At 49.7% G+C, this 20,512-nt stretch carries 25 protein-coding genes and 2 tRNA genes; 2 read left to right on the forward strand and 25 right to left on the reverse strand.

Annotated features, from left to right (window positions below; genetic code table 11):
- Positions 1-398 precede the first annotated feature (398 nt).
- The 11 genes from Psfp_RS13500 to Psfp_RS13550 form a co-directional block, all read right to left on the reverse strand.
- A complete protein-coding gene (locus Psfp_RS13500) occupies positions 399-2,033 on the reverse strand; it encodes a hypothetical protein (protein ID WP_134219067.1) in 1,635 nt (544 codons plus the stop codon).
- A complete protein-coding gene (locus tag Psfp_RS13505) occupies positions 2,033-2,350 on the reverse strand; it encodes a hypothetical protein (protein WP_134219068.1) in 318 nt (105 codons plus the stop codon). Before Psfp_RS13505 ends, Psfp_RS13500 begins: the two co-directional genes overlap by 1 nt.
- Before the next feature lie 107 nt (positions 2,351-2,457).
- Positions 2,458-2,937 carry a hypothetical protein gene (locus Psfp_RS13510; RefSeq protein WP_134219069.1) on the reverse strand — a complete coding sequence of 160 codons (480 nt, stop codon included), beginning with the start codon at positions 2,935-2,937 and terminating at the stop codon, positions 2,458-2,460.
- 4 nt (positions 2,938-2,941) lie between these two features.
- On the reverse strand, positions 2,942-3,373 hold the full coding sequence (locus Psfp_RS13515) for a hypothetical protein (protein ID WP_134219070.1): 432 nt from the start codon (positions 3,371-3,373) through the stop codon (positions 2,942-2,944).
- Positions 3,374-3,697 carry a hypothetical protein gene (locus tag Psfp_RS13520; RefSeq protein ID WP_134219071.1) on the reverse strand — a complete coding sequence of 108 codons (324 nt, stop codon included), beginning with the start codon at positions 3,695-3,697 and terminating at the stop codon, positions 3,374-3,376. It lies immediately after the preceding gene.
- Between the two features lie 161 nt (positions 3,698-3,858).
- Positions 3,859-4,080: a hypothetical protein gene (locus tag Psfp_RS13525; protein WP_134219072.1), complete on the reverse strand. Its 222-nt coding sequence runs from the start codon at positions 4,078-4,080 to the stop codon at positions 3,859-3,861.
- A gap of 115 nt (positions 4,081-4,195) precedes the next feature.
- Entirely contained in the window at positions 4,196-4,429 is a 234-nt protein-coding gene (locus tag Psfp_RS13530) for a hypothetical protein (RefSeq protein WP_134219073.1), read from the reverse strand.
- A gap of 709 nt (positions 4,430-5,138) precedes the next feature.
- Positions 5,139-6,569 (reverse strand): phage/plasmid primase, P4 family, encoded by a 1,431-nt coding sequence (locus Psfp_RS13535; protein WP_192895428.1) that lies wholly within the window; start codon positions 6,567-6,569, stop codon positions 5,139-5,141.
- Positions 6,560-7,189 (reverse strand): CHC2 zinc finger domain-containing protein, encoded by a 630-nt coding sequence (locus tag Psfp_RS13540; protein ID WP_134219075.1) that lies wholly within the window; start codon positions 7,187-7,189, stop codon positions 6,560-6,562. Before Psfp_RS13540 ends, Psfp_RS13535 begins: the two co-directional genes overlap by 10 nt.
- A 23-nt stretch (positions 7,190-7,212) precedes the next feature.
- Entirely contained in the window at positions 7,213-7,473 is a 261-nt protein-coding gene (locus tag Psfp_RS13545) for a helix-turn-helix domain-containing protein (protein ID WP_192895429.1), read from the reverse strand.
- Entirely contained in the window at positions 7,473-7,670 is a 198-nt protein-coding gene (locus Psfp_RS13550; RefSeq protein ID WP_205079572.1) for a helix-turn-helix transcriptional regulator, read from the reverse strand. The genes Psfp_RS13545 and Psfp_RS13550 overlap by 1 nt, the downstream gene beginning before the upstream one ends.
- A 103-nt stretch (positions 7,671-7,773) precedes the next feature.
- Here Psfp_RS13550 and Psfp_RS13555 point away from each other — a divergent pair, with 103 nt between their 5' ends.
- Positions 7,774-8,682, forward strand: a complete 909-nt coding sequence (locus tag Psfp_RS13555; RefSeq protein WP_134219076.1) for a hypothetical protein — start codon at positions 7,774-7,776, stop codon at positions 8,680-8,682.
- Positions 8,683-8,781: 99 nt separating this feature from the next.
- Positions 8,782-10,101 carry a tyrosine-type recombinase/integrase gene (locus Psfp_RS13560; protein WP_243120651.1) on the forward strand — a complete coding sequence of 440 codons (1,320 nt, stop codon included), beginning with the start codon at positions 8,782-8,784 and terminating at the stop codon, positions 10,099-10,101.
- Between the two features lie 139 nt (positions 10,102-10,240).
- Here Psfp_RS13560 and Psfp_RS13565 read toward each other — a convergent pair.
- The 14 genes from Psfp_RS13565 to Psfp_RS13620 all read right to left on the reverse strand — a co-directional run bounded on the left by Psfp_RS13565 (position 10,241) and on the right by Psfp_RS13620 (position 20,175).
- A tRNA-Arg gene (locus Psfp_RS13565) sits at positions 10,241-10,317 on the reverse strand.
- Positions 10,318-10,322: 5 nt separating this feature from the next.
- Positions 10,323-10,396: transfer RNA gene (locus Psfp_RS13570), tRNA-Gly, on the reverse strand.
- A 100-nt stretch (positions 10,397-10,496) separates the two neighbouring features.
- Positions 10,497-10,964, reverse strand: a complete 468-nt coding sequence (locus Psfp_RS13575; protein WP_243120652.1) for a metallophosphoesterase — start codon at positions 10,962-10,964, stop codon at positions 10,497-10,499.
- Positions 10,951-11,583 carry an XTP/dITP diphosphatase gene (locus Psfp_RS13580; RefSeq protein WP_134219078.1) on the reverse strand — a complete coding sequence of 211 codons (633 nt, stop codon included), beginning with the start codon at positions 11,581-11,583 and terminating at the stop codon, positions 10,951-10,953. Before Psfp_RS13580 ends, Psfp_RS13575 begins: the two co-directional genes overlap by 14 nt.
- Positions 11,584-11,586: 3 nt before the next feature.
- Positions 11,587-12,330: a ribonuclease PH gene (gene rph / locus Psfp_RS13585; RefSeq protein ID WP_134219079.1), complete on the reverse strand. Its 744-nt coding sequence runs from the start codon at positions 12,328-12,330 to the stop codon at positions 11,587-11,589.
- 166 nt (positions 12,331-12,496) lie between these two features.
- Positions 12,497-13,267, reverse strand: a complete 771-nt coding sequence (locus Psfp_RS13590; protein WP_134219080.1) for an MBL fold metallo-hydrolase — start codon at positions 13,265-13,267, stop codon at positions 12,497-12,499.
- Between the two features lie 17 nt (positions 13,268-13,284).
- A complete protein-coding gene (locus Psfp_RS13595) occupies positions 13,285-14,061 on the reverse strand; it encodes an acyl-CoA dehydratase activase (protein ID WP_134219081.1) in 777 nt (258 codons plus the stop codon).
- Positions 14,062-14,067: 6 nt separating this feature from the next.
- Positions 14,068-15,045 (reverse strand): 2-hydroxyacyl-CoA dehydratase, encoded by a 978-nt coding sequence (locus tag Psfp_RS13600; protein ID WP_134219082.1) that lies wholly within the window; start codon positions 15,043-15,045, stop codon positions 14,068-14,070.
- Positions 15,046-15,195: 150 nt separating this feature from the next.
- On the reverse strand, positions 15,196-15,402 hold the full coding sequence (locus tag Psfp_RS21330) for a hypothetical protein (RefSeq protein ID WP_153189534.1): 207 nt from the start codon (positions 15,400-15,402) through the stop codon (positions 15,196-15,198).
- 29 nt (positions 15,403-15,431) lie between these two features.
- Complete coding sequence (locus Psfp_RS13605; protein ID WP_134219083.1) at positions 15,432-17,243, reverse strand: N-acetylmuramoyl-L-alanine amidase; 1,812 nt, start codon at positions 17,241-17,243, stop codon at positions 15,432-15,434.
- A 51-nt stretch (positions 17,244-17,294) separates the two neighbouring features.
- Complete coding sequence (locus tag Psfp_RS21750) at positions 17,295-17,432, reverse strand: hypothetical protein (protein ID WP_192895431.1); 138 nt, start codon at positions 17,430-17,432, stop codon at positions 17,295-17,297.
- A 64-nt stretch (positions 17,433-17,496) separates the two neighbouring features.
- The gene (locus tag Psfp_RS13610; RefSeq protein ID WP_134219084.1) at positions 17,497-18,855 is read right to left on the reverse strand and encodes an APC family permease; all 1,359 of its coding nucleotides are present in this window, start codon (positions 18,853-18,855) and stop codon (positions 17,497-17,499) included.
- Between the two features lies 1 nt (position 18,856).
- Entirely contained in the window at positions 18,857-19,210 is a 354-nt protein-coding gene (locus Psfp_RS13615; RefSeq protein WP_134219085.1) for an alkyl sulfatase C-terminal domain-containing protein, read from the reverse strand.
- Positions 19,211-19,260: 50 nt separating this feature from the next.
- Positions 19,261-20,175, reverse strand: coding sequence for a quinate 5-dehydrogenase (locus Psfp_RS13620; RefSeq protein ID WP_134219086.1), 915 nt, complete (start codon positions 20,173-20,175; stop codon positions 19,261-19,263).
- Between the last annotated feature and the right edge of the window lie 337 nt (positions 20,176-20,512).

The following is a 20,512-nucleotide window of genomic DNA, read 5'->3' on the forward strand; positions in this document are numbered from 1 at the left end:
AATCTCCAAAAAATGGAGTATGCCAATTCGCGATTGGGGCATTATAATTGGGCAACTGATGATATTTTTTGAGGACCGGCTGCAAGGTAAAATGGTTTCGTGATCGGGGGCGCTGCCCCCGAACCCCCGGAGTTTATCGCTTGGTTTTCCAAGACGGCAGATAAAAGCGACGGTCTCCATCGGAATCCGCCGCCTCGCCAAACCTCAAGCGCCGCTCGGGTCGCGCTCCCGCGTTGCCCTATCCTGCGCATGAGTAAAAGCATTATTAGTGTGTACAATTACTTGTGAGATTATTCCATTTACACGGAAGCCGGTACACTCCCGTTGGAGCACTCATATCTCTTCCATCCCCCTAAAAGGACCCTTCTTTAAAGGGAGGGTTATAACCCCCTCCCTTACTAATACACCATACTGACCAGAGGCATATTTCTCTCGGTTTTAATCAATTCGCTTTCTAATTCTTTGACTACTTCCCTGGCAATTTCCCTCGGGGATTTATCCGAGCCATTAATATTAATCGTGATATTTGACTGAAACGGCCTAGTCTTGGATTGCCTATTTTCTGCCGCCGTCATAACTCTTTCTCCGCGGTGCAAGAGAGCCGGGTAATTATCATAAGGAACGTAGGGCAGTCCTGAAGCATGCCCAAAGAGTCCCTGCCAACCTTTATTTTTAATTCCTCCCAATGTTCCTTCTGGAGTGCTGGTTTCCCCTATACTGTTCCAGCGTTCCTCGTTTTTATCAGGGGCACTCCCAAAAACGCCTGCTTCTTTTCTTGTTTGCCATCTACTCTCAAATTCTGTAAATGGATTTGTGAATTCTGCACCAGCATTTTTAAGTTCCGGGGTTATGGCTATAGCACCAAACGCGGCTAATTTCGCCCATGGCGGTCCTGGTACGCTTAAGCCTGCCCAAGCAGCAACCAGCAGACCAACCCTTCGATCGCTTTCGATGGTTGATATAACCCCTTTGGCAAATTTAGAGCCAAACTCTGCTCCGATTTTACTAGCTACCTCACCGGCTTTTGGGACTACTACGGTTTGGACATCATCAAGTATTGACGATAATTTACCCTGCCAATCCAGCTCTTGAAACCCAGGGTCATCGAATTTAGCCATTAACCCCCCAAGAAAGTATTCACCCTTTGACAGAATCCCCTCAAATGTTTCCTGCCCAAGACTCACAAGTCTGCTTTTCCATGCGGCAACCGTATCCTGGTTCTTGTCAAACCAGTCTGATATTTTCTGGAGTCTTGGCTGTATAGATTCAAGCATCCCTTCACCGGTACTACGAAACATGGCATTTATATTTCCAGTTATCGAGTTCCATAGACCGATTGAGGTCCGCCCTTGCTCCTTAACGGTCTCATAAGTAAACCCCAGGTTTTCAGCAGCCTTTTGAACCACTTGAAGGTATTCTTTGGCGGTTGTCTTGCCTTCTTTAAGCTGGTTAATTACACTCCTTGGTAAATTAAACCGTTCCTGAAGGGACACAAAGTCACCAGACAATGCCTCACGTAGGGCAAACGCTCCGCCCGCCATGCCCTCAGCCGGGTTTATACTTGCAAGAACTTCTGCTGTTCGCATCATTTCTTTAAAATCAGAAATGTTCTCACGGGCATATGGCGTCAAAGACAATGCAGAAGTCATCATTTCAACGTCATTGAACATGGTATCGGCTGACTCTTGCATGGTCCATGCCATGTATTCACGGGCTTTTTGCTGGTCTTTAAGCACTGCCTGCATTGTCTTTAATTGCAATTCCGATTTAGCGGCCGCGCCAATAGTGGCCTCGCCCAGCTTGCCGATTCCGAAGGCTCCAAGAGCCATGGTTGCCGCTCCCTGCAGTGAAAAAAGACCATTCTTTATTTTGCTGATCTGCCCCACGGTTTCGTCTTTGAGACGAACCACAGGCCGGACGGTCATAGCACCAATAATTTTCAGCTTGGATTGTATCTGAGTGGTATCCTTAAATGCTTTAGAAAATGTACCTGAAAACGCATCTCTAATACGTAAATCCGCACTTAAAATCATTATTCAAACACCTCCCCTTGATCAATTAAAAATATTAATTTCTCTATGGTTTTTATGAGCCCCTTACAATCCCTCAAGCTGCTTTTGGCTTGCCTTTTAATTGCCCCTTTTGAGTCGGCAATATATTCTTTAAGCTGGGCTTTCATATTGAGGTGTGAATCAAGAAGATCTACTATAATTGCCCGAAATTCTTCTACAGTTATTTTGCCGATCACAAGGTTTTCACCGGCATTACAAAGCATAGCTTCATTTTTTTTAGAAGTTGCAATCCATTCCTGAATCTTTACAGGTATTTCTTTTACTTGGGATGTATTCATTTGAGATACCACCTCTCCCTAATACGACAAGAAAAACAGTTAAAGGTAATTTGCCGTTAATTCCCGTAGTTCCTCCAAGCGTTTTACTTCAAAAGGTTTCGCTTGCCCTACAATTTGCTATATAGTTCCTCCCATTTCTTTAAAGCTTGTTCACCAAGAAGTTTTGCCTGCCTGTTAAAATTCTGGCAGGCATTTTTGAACTCATCAGGGCTTAATTTTTGAACCATTCTTAACCATGAAAACCTATTTTCCAGAATGAATAGATAATTTGTTAAAATTTTCTCCCATTCCTCAGGACTAACTTCCCCCGCCCTAATCAAATACTCCCAGTCTTCTTCATCCGGTAAGCGTTCAAGTTTTGGGTGCTCATAGGTCCACCAAGCGCCAGGTCTACGTCCTTCATGGCTCCATTTCGCCATTAAATCATCTCTATGTTCAAGCCACGCTTGCCGGCGCTCCTCTGGAGAGGAAAAAGCAGGCCGAACTTTATCCTGTTCATCGGATCTTCTTAGTCGGAGATTCCAAAACTGGTCATTAGTGAGTTTTCTACGTTTCCGGGAGCGGGTGCGTTTTTTGATTGTAGCCATATTGTTAAGCCTCCGGAACTAACAGATTTGGCATTAACTTAGCCCCCTGCTTGGTAAGCTCTTTAATCTCCCATGGCTGCAGTTCGCCAATTCGGTAGAGTAACTGAATCTTAGTTTCCGTAAGGATGTATTTAAAAACATCACCATTACCTAGATTCACCGACCTCTCACCAAATTCCAGAAACTCTTTTTTGCAATCGAATTGCCACCATGCCCATGGCCGATAGCCAGCCCTCTTCTCTGCTGCACATTTATCCATGATTTCCTTCCGGTGTTCCTTCCAGGCAGCCTCTTGGCGTTTCCTGTTGGTTTCAAAGTCTGGATCAATATCTTTTAAATCACCAAAGAAGTCGTGACCAGTTTCAAGGAATATCCTGTGCTCATCAGTGAATCCCGCGCTTTTACGTGCTCGCATCCGCTTTTTAACTGTCGCCATTTATCTCCCTCCTGGCCGGCCGACTGGTCCGGGTGGCTCAACATCAAGATTCAAAGCCCGAATACACCGCAGAACAACTGCCCGGCTTTCTTTCAGTTGTTGAAGTGCTGGGTGTACGTGTGCGGCACCGCTGGCGGGATTTACAATGGTTGTGCCTTCTCTGCGAACCTGATCGGCCAGGGACTCCGCCTCATCCCATGCCGTTGTTAGAAGATTCAAGAGGGTCAGGCCGGCCGTATCAGATAGGTCATATTCGTCCATGAATTCTTTCCATAGCTTCCTAGCTGCTGAAGATAGGTGTTTAGGTGGTTTTAGTTTTGCCATAATTACCGGACTCCTCAAAAAGTAATGTTTTTACCTAGTTTTGTTTACGCTGTGGGGCACAGTCGGTCTGGGGCCAAAGGATGGTAGAGATTTCCACCCCCCCTTACCACCCTTTGAGTAGTGTTAAATGCCTACACCTTGCAGGTCAACTAACCAATCCTTTAGACGTTGTAGTTTCCGCTCATCTGCTTCTTGTATCCGCTGGCAGGTTTGTAATTCAAGCTCCGCCTGCCTCCGTCACCTGCAATAGGAAAGTTTCTTATTTCTTCACGGATACTTGATAGTTCTGTACGACGCTGGGAAAGCAACCCCTCCGCCTCCTGGTATTCTCGTTCTGCATCCTTTAAAGCTTCCTCCGCAATTTGCCTCTGACTCTTTTTCATAGTTATAACCTCCTTATTTTTTAGATGGTAGCTAACATCTCCCAATTTCATACAGAATAATTCCGAGGGTGGCGCTCGGTCTGGGGCTGAGGACTGGCAGAAAATGATATAGCCCCTACCCCTTAACCACGCCTATGGGGCTCCCTGGTACCTTGTTATTCCTGGCCTGCCCAACCCTTGCTCTCTTGATACTTTTGCCTCTCCTTATGGCTTCCTCCCACAAAGAAGGGTTAAGAGATAGAAGGGTTTTTATCTCAATTTCCGTTAAAAACAACACATATTTGCTCAATTTTATCTCAATAAACTGCGTTTTTTGTGTCATTTCGTACCCTTTTACCTTTACACTCACGGGGTTCAAATACCCTTCTGCCGCCCTGAATAACTCTTAATTCCAGTTCCCTTGGTTCGTAGTTCCCGCATCCTCGATACTCAATCAGTAGCGGGATAAGATCATCACTAAAGCAATCACCGTTCTTATTATTTACGCAATCATCCACGGTGCAAAAGATTTGTTTGTATGATTTCATGTCAACCACAAGAATCACTCCCACAATGTTTTACCCTGCGGTTCCCTTGTCCTAGCCGTCGAAAATAAATTACCACTTTATTTCGTGACCTGACACTTCCTATAAGTCAAAGACCTTGCCGGTTTCCTTGGAGGTCCGAATACATGCCAGGCAACGGTCCTCATTGATTGGTTTGGTGTTCTTTTTGCGGGCACTGTCCTTGAAGGTCTTACCCAATGCTTTCTATCTCCCATTAATTCCCTTTTAGTTACCCATTGTTTTAATCAAGTTACCCATAGTTACCCTTTAGCAATCTCAGAAATCCAGTATTATCAAGGGTTTGAGAGCCATTAGTTACCCATAGTTACCCATTTTTCAGGTTTTTTCTATATGAAAAGAAATTTATAAAAAAAAGTGTAAATTAGGGTAACTAAGGGTAACTCTGTGCTTTGTGAATACCCAAGAAATTCAGTATTTTCAAGGCTTTCAGGGATTTCAGCCTTTTAGTCAATGGGTAACTTTTTGGGTAACTATTTTCCATGTTGTGGAATTTTAATCTTGAACCCATGACTTGCTTCCAGGTATATCCACCAGGCCGATCCCTCTCCATATATTGCGGTTGCCGGTCCCACGGTCGCGCTGGAAACCACGTTCACTCAAAGCCATACCAAACTTCCTTTGCGTCTGAGCCTCTTCCCCGTTCTCTCGGCACCATTGGCAATAAGCCCCATAGATAGCTCCAGCCTGTACAGACACCGCCGGGTGAACATGACAACAATCATCAATAAAACCTGCTATTACATCCATCTCCGCCCGGTATCCTTCTGTTGCCGCCAGTACTTCATCAGGTGTTTTGAGCCCTAACTGCTGCCATGCTAGACACCCTTTTACCGCCCAGTTCAGGATTCCCGGCAGTTCGGCTTTGAGCTTGTCCAACAAGTGCTTGTCCTGCTCTTTTTCCGGGATAGTAACAGTGAAGGGTATCATTCTAATCCTGCGCCAAATAGCATGATCGGTACCTTTAATAACAGGCTTGTGGTTTGCCGAAAGAAAAATCTTACATTGTGGTTTAAACTCGAAGAATTCTTGATGTAGGAAACGAGCTGTAATTGTATCCCCACCGGTTAACTGTTTAACCAATACCTCTGCCATCCGGCGACCTTCCCCGGCCTCCACAGCTGCCACAAAGCGGGCTCCTTTAAGCCTGGCTATGTCATTGGGTATCCCGCCCCTATCGGCCAGCATCAGCGTTTCTGTGGGCGTTTGCATTGCATAGTCACCTAACAACGCCAGCAGAATATTTATAAGCGTGCTCTTTCCATTTGCTCCAACACCATATAGAAAAAACATAACCTGTTCCCGTGTGCTTCCTGTCAAGAGATAGCCTGCAACTAACTGTAAGAAGGTTACCAGGCCTGTAGTGCCTTGAAATATCTTATCCAGAAAGGAAATCCACGTTGGACACTCGGCATGAATGTCATATTCAACAGGCACTATTTTGGTAATCAGGTCTTCTCTCCTGGGATATCTAAGCTCACCTGTAATAAGGTTTAATGTCCCGTTGAGGCAGTTCAATAGCCAGGGATTTCCGTCCAACTGGTCAGTGGTTACCGCGATCCCTGGCTCTGACTCAGCCAAGGAAACCATTGCCTTTATTCTTGCTTCACTCTCAGACCTGGCCGCATGTTTAGCAAGGGCCTTCCGTTCCTCGCTGTCTATAGCGTTTGCAGCCTCTATGTAAATGCCAGCAACGGTATCCTTAGCCAGCCGATAGATCCCCCCGGTAGTATCCTTGACCCACCGTACACCATCCCACAGGAGCCAGCAGCCCCAGGCATAACAATATCGAACATCTCGCCCATGCTGGGCAATAAAGCGGCGGGCATTACCCAGGTCGGTGAGGTTGAACCTTTCCTGCTGTCCTTCAATTTCCTTAAGTAAGGCCTGGATTTTCTCGGGAGGGACTACATCTGTCAAGCCCAACCGCACCACCGCCTTACTTGCTTATCTCCCAGGACGGCAAACCGCTCTGCCGGTGTTCCGGTCCTAAGCACCTCCAAAACGTGTTCAAGCGGCGTGGCGATATGGTACAGTCCGCCGAAAAGCTCCAGGTCCTCCTCAGTTTTTATTTCCGCCAGAGTTTGGTCTACCGCCCGGTAAAGACTGGCAAGACGTTGATAGGCCTCACCTTCCTTCACCTTAAAGCGGGCTTCCAACTCCCTTTTTGCCTTTGCAAACAGGCCCTTCCTTCGGGCCTCAGCCCGCTCCTCTGGGGTGGAGCCTATTATCATTATTCCGAAGTCAGCAGCCATTATTTGGACCGCTTCTTTGAAATCGATGTTAAAGGCCTTCATCGCCAGGTCAATGGTGCTGCCGCCCTGTCCACACCCAAAACAATGCCATCTGTTTGAATGGGTATAGATAACCAGACTTGGATTCCGATCCCCATCAGGACCACCATGCCAGGGGCAACGGGTTATCCACCGGTTACCACAGCGGCGCAAGTCATTGTTAATATAGCGCCGCCAAACTTCATCAATGGGTAATGTTTTCAATTGCTCAGTTATGTTAAAATAAGCAAGATCCATTTCAATTTTCCTCACCGCCCGGCCCGCCAGCCGGGTTTTTATTTAAGCCGACGAATTTGGCCGACCAGCTCTGGAGCAAGCGCCACGGAGGCCTGTTCCTGGGCTTCAAGCCATGACAGGAGGCTTGTCCGTCTGAACAGTACTCTACGAGATAACTTCACGTGTGGAATTATGTGCCGCCGGGCAAGGTCATACACGCTCCACTCTGAAACTCCAAGCAATTGAGCGGCCTCACCAGCTGTGATCGTCTCGCGAAGAAATGGCAGTTCATCTTCTTTCAACTGCTCTGCGCTGCGCATTAATTTTGCACCTCCTGGAAAAGTTCTTCTTCCGGCATCTTGAATGCTTCAGCCAGACGCTTCCGCCATCCTGAATAAGGAAAGATATATCCCCGCTCGATTCTGCTTAAATTCCCCGGGTCAATCCCAGTCATCTGGCAAAGTTTGACTAAACTCAGTCCTCGTTCTTCTCTAATCTTTTTAAGCCTTAAAACCACCCTTGTCCTACCCCCCTTGATTTTGTTCTTAAATCTATGTTACAATAAGGGGGTACACAGGGGGGACATTGATAAAACAGAGGGGTACAGGAGGGGGACTATAATGAATCCACTAAAGACTATTTGTGCGGACGTTGTTTATGTTCCAATCAAGTGGAAAGGCGCTTCTATAGCTGAGGCAAAAGGAATTATTATCAATAGAGGGACTATAGATCTGCATGCAAAAGATCTTTTAAAGTCTAATCCTGTTGAGGAAAATCCGCGTTTTTGGCGTGAAGTCCGTCAACTGTATTTTGATTTTGAGAACCAGAAATGGGAGTCAATTAATAATTTTTACCAACAATATGGACGCATTGGAAAAACACCAGATGATCGTCAATTTGGCGGGGAGTGGGAAATTATTAAGGATGTACAGGCATGGCTTAATTGGTTTCGTGTGCTCACCGTAATGACGGAACATGCCAAAACAGAAAGGCTTGCACCTTTATGGGAAATGTTCGGGCCACCGAGGGAAAGTAAAGATTTACAAATAATCTATTTTGTGAACATGGCGAAAGTCACCTTCCCCATATTCCCCGATGATCCACCACAACAATTAATTCAACCTATAAATGAACAGCCCACTATTAGGTATTCACCGAAGTTCGATCCCAGGCGATCAAGGATGCTATGGGTTACCCCTCAAAATGATGTTGAATTATTAGAGGCCACATGGCAGGCCGTCATTGATGCTGTAACGGATGGTTTACGGCCTATAAAGCTTGTCCCCAATAATACCCACACCTTATCAACGAAAACCCCACTTATTACATGGGGATTCCTTGTTGATGGAGCACTCCAGGCCGCTTTTATGCAATGGTTTTTTCAAGAAATAGCACATATGAACGTCACAACTTGTGAAGCCGATGACTGCAAAAACATTGTTTTACCACCTCGGGAGAGATTCTGTTCGGAAAGGTGTAGACAAAGGGAAAAGAAAAGACGGCAACGTCAGAATAAAAAGGGGGTCTAACTAATGGCTGGTTGGGTTGAAGAAAGAAGTCCAGGCCGCTGGCGCCTAAATGTGCCAAGCGGATCGGACGATGAGGGAAATCGAATTATTTACAGGAAAATGGTTGATGCCAAAAGCAAACGGGAAGCTACAAAGTTACTGGACCTATTCTCGGCCGAGGTCCAGAAAGGCGAATATATTGAACCGTCAAAACTGACCTTCTCAAGATTTGTTGAGCGTTGGCTAAGGGATTACGCCGAAACCAATCTAGCGCCAAAAACTCTTTTTCGTTACAAAGATATACTTATTACCAGGATCCTGCCGGCCATGGGCCACCTCAAGCTTGAACAGATCAAACCATTTCACTTGATGGAGTTTTACAAAAACCTGCAAGAGGATGGAATTCGAAAGGATGGAAAAAAAGGCGGGTTATCAGCAAAAACAATCTTGCAGCACCATCGGGTCATTTCAAGTATTTTTAGCTGTGCCGTAGAATGGCAGGTGGTGTCTTCTAATCCGGCATCCAGGGTTAAACCGCCTAAGGTGCAAAAGAAGCAGATCAACTGCTATGATGAAGGACAAACAGCATTACTCCTGCAGTTGCTGGAAGAGGAAGAATTGAAATACCGGGCACTTGTTCATCTCGCTTTATTTACCGGCCTCCGCCGCGGGGAATTAATGGGCCTCGAATGGCCTGACATTGACTTTAACAAAAATACCTTGATGGTAAGACAAGCCAGCCAGTACCTCCCCGGTGAAGGTATATTTCAAAAAGCGCCGAAGAATGAAACTTCTGTAAGACTCTTATCGCTACCAAAGTTCTTAATTGATATACTCCGGCAGCTAAAAAAAGAACAGGCGGCATATCGGCTTGAAAAAGTCGGTGATGCGTGGCAGAAGGATTCAAACTGGATATTTACGACCTGGAACGGCGGACCAATGCACCCGGATACAGTCACCTCATGGTTTCCAAAGTTTGTTAGAATCTGTAACCTCAAGGAAACGTTCAATGCTGAGATAAAACGCTGTGAGAAGAAACTGAGCACCGAGGAATTAGTTACGCTGATAGACCTAAAAGAACAGTATCTGAAGTTGAGTAACGATAAGTCAGCGGCATCAAAAAAGAAATTAGCCACCTTGGAAAATTCACTTGCTACACTCATTGGGAAAGACGGTCTTGAAAGGATTAAACAAAACCAAATACTACCCCCGCTCTCTTTTCATGGCCTTCGGCATACAGCAGCTACAATGTTGATTAACCAAGGACTGCCGGCCAAAAGTGTCAGTGGCCGTCTGGGACATGCCAACATCGGGACTACATATGATATTTACGGGCACTACCTCAAGAGTGCCGATAAGGAAGCCTCGGATCGGCTTGAGCAGGTTTACAAGAACATGAAGGGCAACGGCATAAAGGATGTTAAAAAAGAGCAGGCTTAGAACCTGTTCTTTTTGTTTAGAGGGGTCTTTATTGGTGGTGTTTTTAAAGTTTGCTCCCAAAATGCTCCCAAATTCCCCTCTCTATAAAATTATTCTAGAAATTAAAAAGCCGCAATCCCTTGCGGCGTCTGGTTTTCTCTGGCGTCCCAGGAGGGATTCGAACCCCCGACCTACGGATTAGAAGTCCGTTGCTCTATCCAGCTGAGCTACTGGGACATATATGGAGCGGGTGAAGGGAATCGAACCCTCGTAATCGGCTTGGAAGGCCGACGCTCTACCATTGAGCTACACCCGCTTGGGAAAACATCCATGCTGTTTATCGATGCATATAACATTATAACTAAAAACCGGCCCCACGTCAAAGTTATTTTACTCCAGACATCAAGCTTTTTATTTCAGACGCGGTAAATGGCCGGCCTGACTCCGTCCTCGTCAAACTCCAGGATACCGTAGCTGGGGCGGTCATGGTCGCGTGGTCTGGAGATGCTGCCCGGGTTGAACAGCAGCACGCCGGCCTCCCTGGTAAGCCCGGCGGTGTGGCTATGCCCGAACACAACTATATCAGCGCCGGCCTCCAACGCCCGGAGCACCAGTTTGTCAACCCGGTACTTTGACACAAAAGTGTGACCGTGCAGTAAAAGGAAACGGTGCCCGGCCAGTTCAAAGACCTCCTCCAGCTGTCTCTCATCAGGGAAGTCACAATTACCCCTTACCGCCTTGACCGGCAAAGCAGTTTCGGCGGCCAGCCTGAGAGCATCCGGGTAAAAATCCCCGGCATGTATGATTAAATCCAGTGGTCCCGCTTCTTTGAGAGCACGGATGGCATTGGCCAGGTGGCCGTGGCTGTCGCTAAACACTATCACCCGCAAGCTCTTCACTCCTCGCCGCCATTTTTTTGAGGTCGGACAGGATGTCTACCGCTCCCTCCAATGCCTTGGCCCGGTGGCTTATTTTGTTTTTAATAGAAGGGTCCAGTTCGGCAAAGGTCCGATTATATGCCGGGACATAAAACAACGGGTCATAACCAAACCCCCTTTGACCACGTGGCTCCTCCGCGATAACCCCCTCGCAGGAACCCTCGGCGATATGCACCCAACCATCCGGCTCGGCAATGGCGACCACACATTGAAAGCGCGCGGTCCTGCGTTCAGCCGGAATGTCTGACAACAGTTCCAGCAGTTTACGGTTATTAGCCTGGTCGTCTTTTTCCTCCCCGGCAAAACGGGATGAGTAGATTCCCGGCGCCCCGTCCAGCGCGTCGACCTCCAGACCGGAATCGTCGGCCAGCGCCAGCAGGCCGGTGTGCCCGGAGACCGCTGTTGCTTTAATCATGGCGTTTTCTCTGAAGGTGGCGCCGTCTTCGGTGATTTCACCGAGCTCCGGAAATTCACGCAGGGAGACCACCTCGAACCCGTGCGGGGCCAGTATATCTGCTATCTCCCGGACTTTACCCTCATTGCGGGTTGCCAAAACCACTTTCAATATCTAAACCTCCCCGATGCCTTTTGCGGCCGCCCCTAGTACTTCTTTCTGGTAGTTGATCAGCCATTCAATCCCCTGTTGGGCTAAATCGATCATCTCGTTTATTTCCTGGCGGCTAAAAGACGCTTCCTCGCCGGTGCCCTGCACCTCGACGAAGCGGCCGCCGCCGGTCATGACAATATTCATGTCCACCTCCGCGGCAGAGTCCTCCTCGTAACAAAGGTCCAGTATAACCTGCCCGGCACAACGCCCTACGCTGGTGGCGGCAATAAAGTCCTTTACCGGCATTTTCTTAATCAGACCCTGCGCCCTAAGGTTGTTGACCGCGTCCACCAGGGCTACAAAAGCGCCGGTGATCGAGGCGGTTCTGGTGCCCCCGTCCGCCTGGATAACATCACAGTCCAAAGTGATCGTGCGCTCTCCCAGCGCCGGCAGGTCGATCACCGACCGCAGAGCGCGGCCGATCAGCCGCTGGATTTCATGAGTGCGGCCGCCGATCTTTCCCCTGACTGCTTCCCTGGCGGTCCTGGTCCCGGTGGCGCGGGGCAGCATACCGTACTCTGCAGTGACCCAGCCCTTCCCCGCTCCTCTGAGAAAAAGGGGCGGTTTGTCCTCGACCGACGCCGTGCAGATCACCCTGGTGTCCCCAACTTCAACCAGCACCGAGCCTTCTGCGTGTTTATTGTATTGTCTGGTTATACGGACCGGTCGCAATTGGTCCGGCTTTCTCCCATCAATTCTGTGCATGATATTCTCCTTTTTTTGTGCGAATGAATTCGCACCTCATTGGTTCCCTATTTTTACATTACATCGTCAAATATTTCATGGACAGCCTTATACGCTTGTCACTGCCGCTTCAACCATCCCAAAGAATTGCTATTTCGAAACAATATCGAGACTATATCGATTTCTATTATACCTTATAAATTACCTTTTCTACAGCAGCCAGAGCCGGCTTGCCGAAACCGCCGGTAGCCTGCCGGCACAGTTCTGCAGGCTCATACTCAGGCCAAAAGTGGGTCAGTACAAGACGTTTTACCCCCGCCTGCCCGGCGATTTCACCGGCTTGTCTTGCAGTCAGGTGAGAGTCGCGCAGATATTCCGCATCGCTATCCAGTCCGCTTGCTTCACACAGGAAAAGGTCGGCGCCGGCGGCCAGCTTTACGAGCTCTTCAGTCCTTGCCGTGTCACCGGAAAAGACGAACTTGCCCGGCCCCTCCACTGCTATGGAATAGGCGGGCACAGAGTGCCTGGCTCTAACAAAGCGGAACGCCAGTCCGCCCCAATCAAGCCTTTGCGCCTGGAGACCATTGTCAAGAGTTTCCCAGGTCAGGGATTCAATTGAAGTAACCTCATAAGCAGCTTTATAGCATGCCAGCTCCTGATATGCCTGCTCCGGGAAAGAAGGCGCCACCAGCCTGACGGATCCGGATCTTTTACCTTCCCGCCTGGCGCCTTCCACCGCATGACGCAACGGAAAGAGGTCCAGATAGTGGTCGTGGTGCAGGTGGGTGATAATCACGCCGTCCAGCAGTCTGAAGTCCATAAATTCCCTCAACCTGCTCAAGCTCCCATTGCCTGCCTCCAGTAATATGTTCAGCCCGCCCGCGCGGAGCAGGTAGCCGGAGCAGGCGCCTCCTCCCTTGGGATAAGGCGCCCAACAGCCCAGGATAATGATTTCCACAGTCTCCCCCCGCGAGGTTATTTTTTGCTGCTCCTGCTTGCGGCAGCGTCGACACAGCAGCCCACCGCCCCGGCGTACTGCGGGTGTTCAGGGACGACCACTTCCATGCCCAGTTCCTCCCTGATGATTTCAACAAGCGCGCCGTTATGGGCCACCCCTCCTGTAAATACTATAATTTCACTGGAGAGTTTGACCAGCATGGGCTTGATCCTTTTAAATATGCTGTAATTTACGCCGGCAGCCAGGCTGGCGGTGGAATAGCCGTCGACCACGAAACCGATTAGTTCGCTTTCTCCAAAAACAGCGCAGGTGGAGGTGAGTTCCGCCGGGTCACGGCGATGCCGGCTCAATTCCTCCAAACTTATATTCAATGCCGCGGCCATATTCTCCAAGTAGCGGCCGGTGCTGGCGGCGCATTTATCGTTGGTCAAAAAATCAATCATGCGCCCCTGCCGCACCAGGGCTACCTTGCTGTCCTGGCCTCCCAAGTCCAGCAGGGTAAAATCGGACAGTCCGGTCAAGTAGGCGGCGCCAAGTACGTGGGCCTTGATTTCCGGAATAATCCGCGCGCCCTTTACGTTGACTGCCTGACGCCCGTAGCCGGTGGCAGTTATGGTTGGTCTTTCGCCGGATAAGGCTAAACCGTCGGCGTCGATGACCAGACGACCGTCTTCCCTTTTGCCATGCTCACGATAAAACCGCATTGTATCAAACTTATCCAGCCGCACGAACAAATCGTCCTCCAGCAGCGCCAGTTTCACACTGCGGCTGCCGAGGTCAAGACCGATAAACACCAGGGATCACCTCAACATATCGAGAAAGACATCCAGGCGCAAGCGCGTGCGCGCGTCCAGGCGGGCAGGCTTGTCGCCCTCCAGGGTCAAAACAGGCAGGTCAAGCTTCTGCCTGATAATCAGGTCTTCAATTTGGCGGAAGCAGAAGCTCTGGGCGTAGTGGATAATCCCGTCCAGCCTCCTTCTGTCCGCTTCGCGCCGGATTTCTTCGAGACGGAAGAAAATACCGTAGGGATAGGTGTAAAGCTGGTACTGCTCGACTATGTCAAGGGTAGCGAAGGGCATGGTGAACTGCCTCTGGGTCTCATTGTAGACCACGCGCGCGCCTCGTTCTTCCAGGTAACCATACAATTCACCGACGATTGGCGGAACACCGATATAGCCCAGGCGGAGCTCCCCCTGCCGTGGTGGTTGTGATCGCGCCTTTTCCAGAAAAACCGACGCCTCATCTGCAAATTTCTCAGGCTCCCCGTTGAAATCACTGCAGCTTACCTGGTAGATATGGTTATCCCAACCGCCCACAAGGTTTTCCTGCCAGGTCAACCGGTCAATTTCCCATACCTTGCTCCTGACAAAATCCAGGCGCTCCTTCTGTTCATGGACCTGATCCCAGGATACGCCAAAGCGTGACATCATCTTTTCCATCTGCAGGCGCAGCATGTCGGGATCCCGGTCATAGGGATAGGCAAACGGCACGACTTCCAAACCGGCCAACTGCAAGGTCTCCATGAGGGCGTGGGTATTGCTGCAGTCGCCCTGTGTAACAGCGATGATGGTCCCGATATCCGTATTGTTTAAGACAGTGCTGTAAATACCCTTGATCCAGGCGCAAAGGTTGCGGGGATAGCCGGCCAGTTCGGCTTCCTCCACCAGCGCCTGGGGGTTTTTATCAGTTATAAAGACGTTGTTTAAATCCACGGGAACCCAACCGGCCGCATAGATTATTTCCACCGGGACGGTCGTGGTTATTCCAACCTTAGGCAAGCTCTCAGCCCCATTCTTATGCAACAGTTAAGGATGTATACGCGGCTTTAGGCAATTTCCTATCATTATGCCCCCGCTTGACTGTAGTAATGCTGTCGGATTATCCTTTAGTTGTTGGATCCAAAATATAGATAAAAAGCCAGGCCTTTTTTAATATTCACGGACAAAAGGCTGTGTTCCTCTTTTTTTCAAAAAAATAACCGGCCTGCCCCGCCTGAAAGCGGAAAAGACCGGTTCCCTGATAAAATAAGTGTCCGGTTCATGCAAATTCTTTTGCACATAACCCCAGACAAATGCAGTATAGGTCTTAGCTGAATCCCACGCGTCATTACCCACATCGATTAGTTTATTCTTCAACTGGCGCTATCGATAACAATATAGGGTGTCTAAGCTGTTCTTTTCTGCATAAAATAAGTACCAATACCCTTGACGATGGCTTCAGCCGCCTTATTCTTGAAGCTGTCGGTTTTGAGCAGTTTTTCTTCCGCCTGGTTAGAAATAAACGCCAGTTCCAGCAACACTGCCGGCATATTGGAGGTACGCAATACCGCAAAGTTGGCTTGTTTGACACCGATGTCACGCAGCCTCAGGGACTTGACCATCTCAGTCTGGATGGAGCGCGCCAGCTTATTGCTTTCTGGCAGCCTGGGCGCTTCACTGGAACTGCCGGTACCACTATATATATAGGAGGTGGTGCCGCCTATGGACGGGTCCGTGTGAGCGTTGATATGGATGCTGACAAATATGTCGGCCTTGTTTTTATTGGCGATGTCGGTCCGGGCAGCCAGGCTGACATCCATATCAGCGCTCCTGGCCATGATGACCTTGGCTCCCTGTGCTTCCAGCAGCTTGGACACTCGCTTGGCGATATCAAGCGTAACGGCCTTTTCCTGGATGCCGCTCGGCCCGATAGCGCCGGGATCGGGGCCGCCATGCCCCGGGTCGAGCACAATGATCTTGTTTTTATAGGCTCCGTCCAGCTTGGGGATGTAAGTCTCGACAGTTAGCGTCTTGTTGTTGCTGGAAAGTGAGACCTCATACTGAACCCCGCTGCACAGTTCAAACACCAGCCTGGTCACATCGGGATTTTTTTGAAAATACCCTGACCTCACCTTGCTGACTGTTTTAGAAGACACATCTTTCGTTTGAGGGAGATCTCCGGGGGCAACCCCCTCAATATCTACAACCAGCCGGTCAGGGTTCCTCAGGAAAAAGGAGTTGTAGCTAACCGGAGTATCAGTCTTAATAGTGAAGGTGGTCTGGTCGGAAGCTGTTTTCTGCACATTCATTGACAGCACCTTGCCGGTGTCGCTATCATTGCTATCATCGCTATCATTGTCATCGTCACTGTCGCCACTATCGTCTGGCCTGTCGCCACCCCTGGATACTTCACTGCCGTCAGTTTGTCCGGTCGCAGGCTGTACGGGCGCCGATACAACGTCCTTAAGCGCCACCAGCCATCCGGCCACCCAACCGTTCCCGCCGGTCGGCAGACTGACCTGGAGCCAGTCGCTCGACTGGCTTAATACCGGCAGGCTGTTCCCCTGCGTAACCGTGCCGACCACCGCGTTGGATGTACCAGGGCCGCTGCGGACATTGACCACACTGCCGCTGACCACAGCCACTTTTGACCCGCCGACCGCTGTGGACGGCGCCGGCCCGGCGACAGCCGGTTGGGAAACCGCGGGCTGTGCGGTTTCAAGGCTGACCAGCCATCCGGCCACCCAACCGGTACCCGAACTCAACTGAATTTTGACCCAATCGCCGCTGCTTTCCAGGACAGGGAAACGCTCTCCGCTCCCGCCCTGCGTAATTACCCCGTAACTGGTGCCAGGCCCTTCCCTGACATTAATACCATTGCCGTTCAATACGGCTACCTGCCCGGCGCTTGCCGCAGCAGCCCCGGGTCGCTGGATATCAACCAGCCAGCCGGCTACCCACCCCTGCCCGCCGTTGCTCAGGCCAACGTTATACCAGTCGGTTGATTGGCCCAGGACAGTTAGCTGGTCACCCAGATTAGCCTGGGCGATGACTCCGTAGCTGGTACCGGGTCCGTTTCGCACGTTGACTGAACTACCCGCCACTACAGCGGTTTCTCCAGCGGCCCCCGCCGGGTTTGTGCCAGAAAGGAGAGCTCCAACCAGAAAGGCCAGTCCTATTAATATTGATAAAAGACAAGATGGTGTCTTGAGTTTCATAAGTAATAATACCTCCGCTTAAAACCGGTTAATTAGTTAAGATAGTTAACCTTAAATTTCTACATAATCACCCAGCATTCCTCTTGTCTGGGCAAATTTTTTTACAATAATAATATTTAGCTGCCAGAGGAAAAACAAAAAAACCATATGCTGTTGAAGCTTGGCTAATCCTGCAACTTCAACCCTCATATGGTTAGACCCTGCAAAATATCATTTGGTTCGAACTAATATCAGGTTTTTAGAGAATCTTCGGCTATTTTCCCTCCACTCCCTCCGCGGTACGGGATGGACGTCGCCTTGCAGACGGCCTGCGGGCCTGGTGTTTCTTTTTCAGGTAGGGCACGGCTGTATTCACGTAGACGAGGCAAACCATCAGGGAGACAGACAGATAAGCCAGCACCCACAGATTGGAGGCCAGGAGGGCCACGGCTAAAAATGCAAAAACTAGTGTGGTAAGTACCGGTATCAGATACCCGTAGGGGATCAGATAGGGGCGTGGCTCTTCAGGCATGCGGCGGCGCAGGCTGATTACAGCCAGACCTACCAGCGCATAGACGATGGATGTCACGGCTGCCGCCAGATTAACCAGCGCCATGTAGCGGTTGGTAGCCAGAGTCACCGCGGATACAGTCAGTCCGATAGCAAAAAGGGCCAAGATGGACACCCAGGGGGTAAAATAGCGCGTGCTGACCCGGCTGAAAATAGCCGGCAGGACATGTTCCCTGGCGGAGGAATACATAAAGCGGGAAACGCTGATGATACCGGCGTTAAACGTTTTCAAGGAGGTTGCCAGGATAACAGCGCTCATCAAGGAAGCGCCAAAGTCCCCCAGAATGGTCCGGGCAAATAACAGCTGGGGAGCAGGAGCGGCGAGCAGCGCCTCTTTGGGTACAACAGCGGTCATGGCCACTGTAAATATGGCGTAAACTACACTTAATACCCCCAGCGCAATCATCATGCCCCTGGAAATCTGCTTGACCTGGGTGACTTCTTCGACCAGCGGCGTTACCCATTCGAAACCCACGAAGAGGAACACACCCACCGCAACGGCTTGCACTACCCCCACAGCGCCACCAGGCGACAAGGGAGCTTCTAATTGAAAGCCATTCTTATACAAGGCAAAGACGCCGATAAAAACCAGGACGGCGAGCAGACTGTAAGTCACCACATCCTGGAATACACCTGCAAGCTTAATTCCCCTAAGGTTCATTGCGGTGACCAGCGAGAGCATCACGACAATCCAGGCATAGGGCGGTATGGCAGGAAAAGCTTCATTCAATACTCTGGACAGGATATAGCTTTCCACCCCTACGACCCCGAGCACCACGATGAGCATATAAACCAATGATACAGCAATCGAGACCTGGTCGTTGAAGGCGCGGCTAAAATACAGGCGTATGCCGGCTGCTGTAGGCAAAATTCCGTTCAACTCGGAAAAACAGGCTGCCGCCAGAAAACAAAGCGCCCCGCCAATCAAAATGGCAATCCAGGCAGTATCTCCTAAAACATAATTTGCTACCATTGTGGCCGCTACAAAAGACGAACTGGCCAAGCACAGGCCAGCACTGGTAGCGACTATGGTGCGCAGCGTCAGCACCCTTTTTAACTGCAAACTATTCACCCCAGATCATCAGGGAGATGAAATCAAGCCTGACAATATCGTCTTCGGAGCCCATGATACGCAGGGTACCGTTGTTATAAGGTTCGGTTGGCGTAATATCCCCATAAAACATATCAGCCAGCGTTTCACTGTCGGAAATGACCGTGAGGTCAGGCTGGTCAGATGCCCCTTCCCGTATCGAAACAACTCCGTCCTGCACGGTTAATGTGTGCAGGGATTCAATATCGTTGGCCTTGACCACGACCACGCGGTTCCAGTCCCGGTTCATTACTTTCAATCGCTCGTTTTTATTATAACTGTCCGTAAAAACCCTGAGGCTTTCCGTTAATTCATCATGAGTAGCCATATTCACAAACCTCCTTCGCTCTGGGCAACAAGCAGCCAGACCCCTAAATTTTACAACAAACTCAATATGCGGGGCTTGAAATTCAGCCTGTGCAGCAGGTTAAGGTATTCTTGCGGGGTGATTTCTTCCCAGGGTTTACCCAGTACAGCCAACAGGGCCGCTTCCATGACATTGGTCCCGAAGGACCTGCCTCCATACTCCGGGGTGGTGGTCACCAGGGCGCCCGCCCCCTTTGATTTCAGGAAGTCGATATCGTCCCGCGTGGTGGTATTGGTGAGAATGGTCTGCCCTTTCAGGCCCGCCGGCATGAAGCGCCGGATCAGGTGAAAATCCCCGGCGATAACTTCAGCGCCCAGGTAATAGCCGGCAAATTTTTCGACCTTGGCGTCATCCTGCGTATCCTGCTTTTTACCGGTGGGGTAAAGCATATGGAAGGGCATTTTCGTAAATTCAGGTAGAAGCCGGTTGGCAATTTCCTCGAGCTCATGCATGGTGTGGATCGGGTATGGGATGCCGGCGGCAAAAATCAGGTCGCCGAAGGTCATATCGCAGCCTATCTCAGCCATCGCCTCGGCCATGCCGAAGCGGTCCACGGAACTGACCATCAGTACTTTGGCGCCTTTCTTCAACAGGCCGGTTTCCCCGGCGAGGATGCGCACCACTTCCCTTTCCAGGGTGTTTTTGAGGCCGCTGCCGTCCACTACCGGGGTCGTTTTAACAGCTTCCATCAGCCGCAAGCCGTCCTTGACGGCGTAGCGTTTCTCTTTCACAAAAAGGTAAACGTCAATGCCGCCCAGGCCGATGGCGTCGACCTTGCCGTCGAGTTCCTGCAGCAATTCCAGGGCACGGTTAAAGTCGCCGTCCGTACCCACCCGGGCAATCTCAAAGCTCTCTCCCAAAAGTTCAGTCACAACTTTGTGGTCCCGCCTGGACGAACCCAGGCTGACGCTGACCACACGTTTCAAAATAAGACCCCCAATCACTTGCCAGGTTATTTTCTCCGCTTTTATACCTTACCATTGTATCCAATATAAGCTAAAATTACAAGTTTACCTACCCTTTTACCTCAACTGGCAACCTATTTGATTCGTTAGTTGCAAAATTGGCGCCGGGTACCAAGTTATTCACTTATTCAGTCATTGCGGAACCCATCTGCTGGTCCTTATGTATGATGCATTTCTATGGGGTCTGTGCGAATGAATTTGTACCCACATTTGCTTGGGAATTACTTCGCATGCCGAACATTTGTTTTCAGGGTAGAAATTTGTCAAGGGCTCATAATTTAACTCTTGTGGTATAATT

This window comes from Pelotomaculum sp. FP (assembly GCF_004369245.1).
Taxonomy (GTDB): Bacteria; Bacillota; Desulfotomaculia; order Desulfotomaculales; family Pelotomaculaceae; genus Pelotomaculum_C; species Pelotomaculum_C schinkii.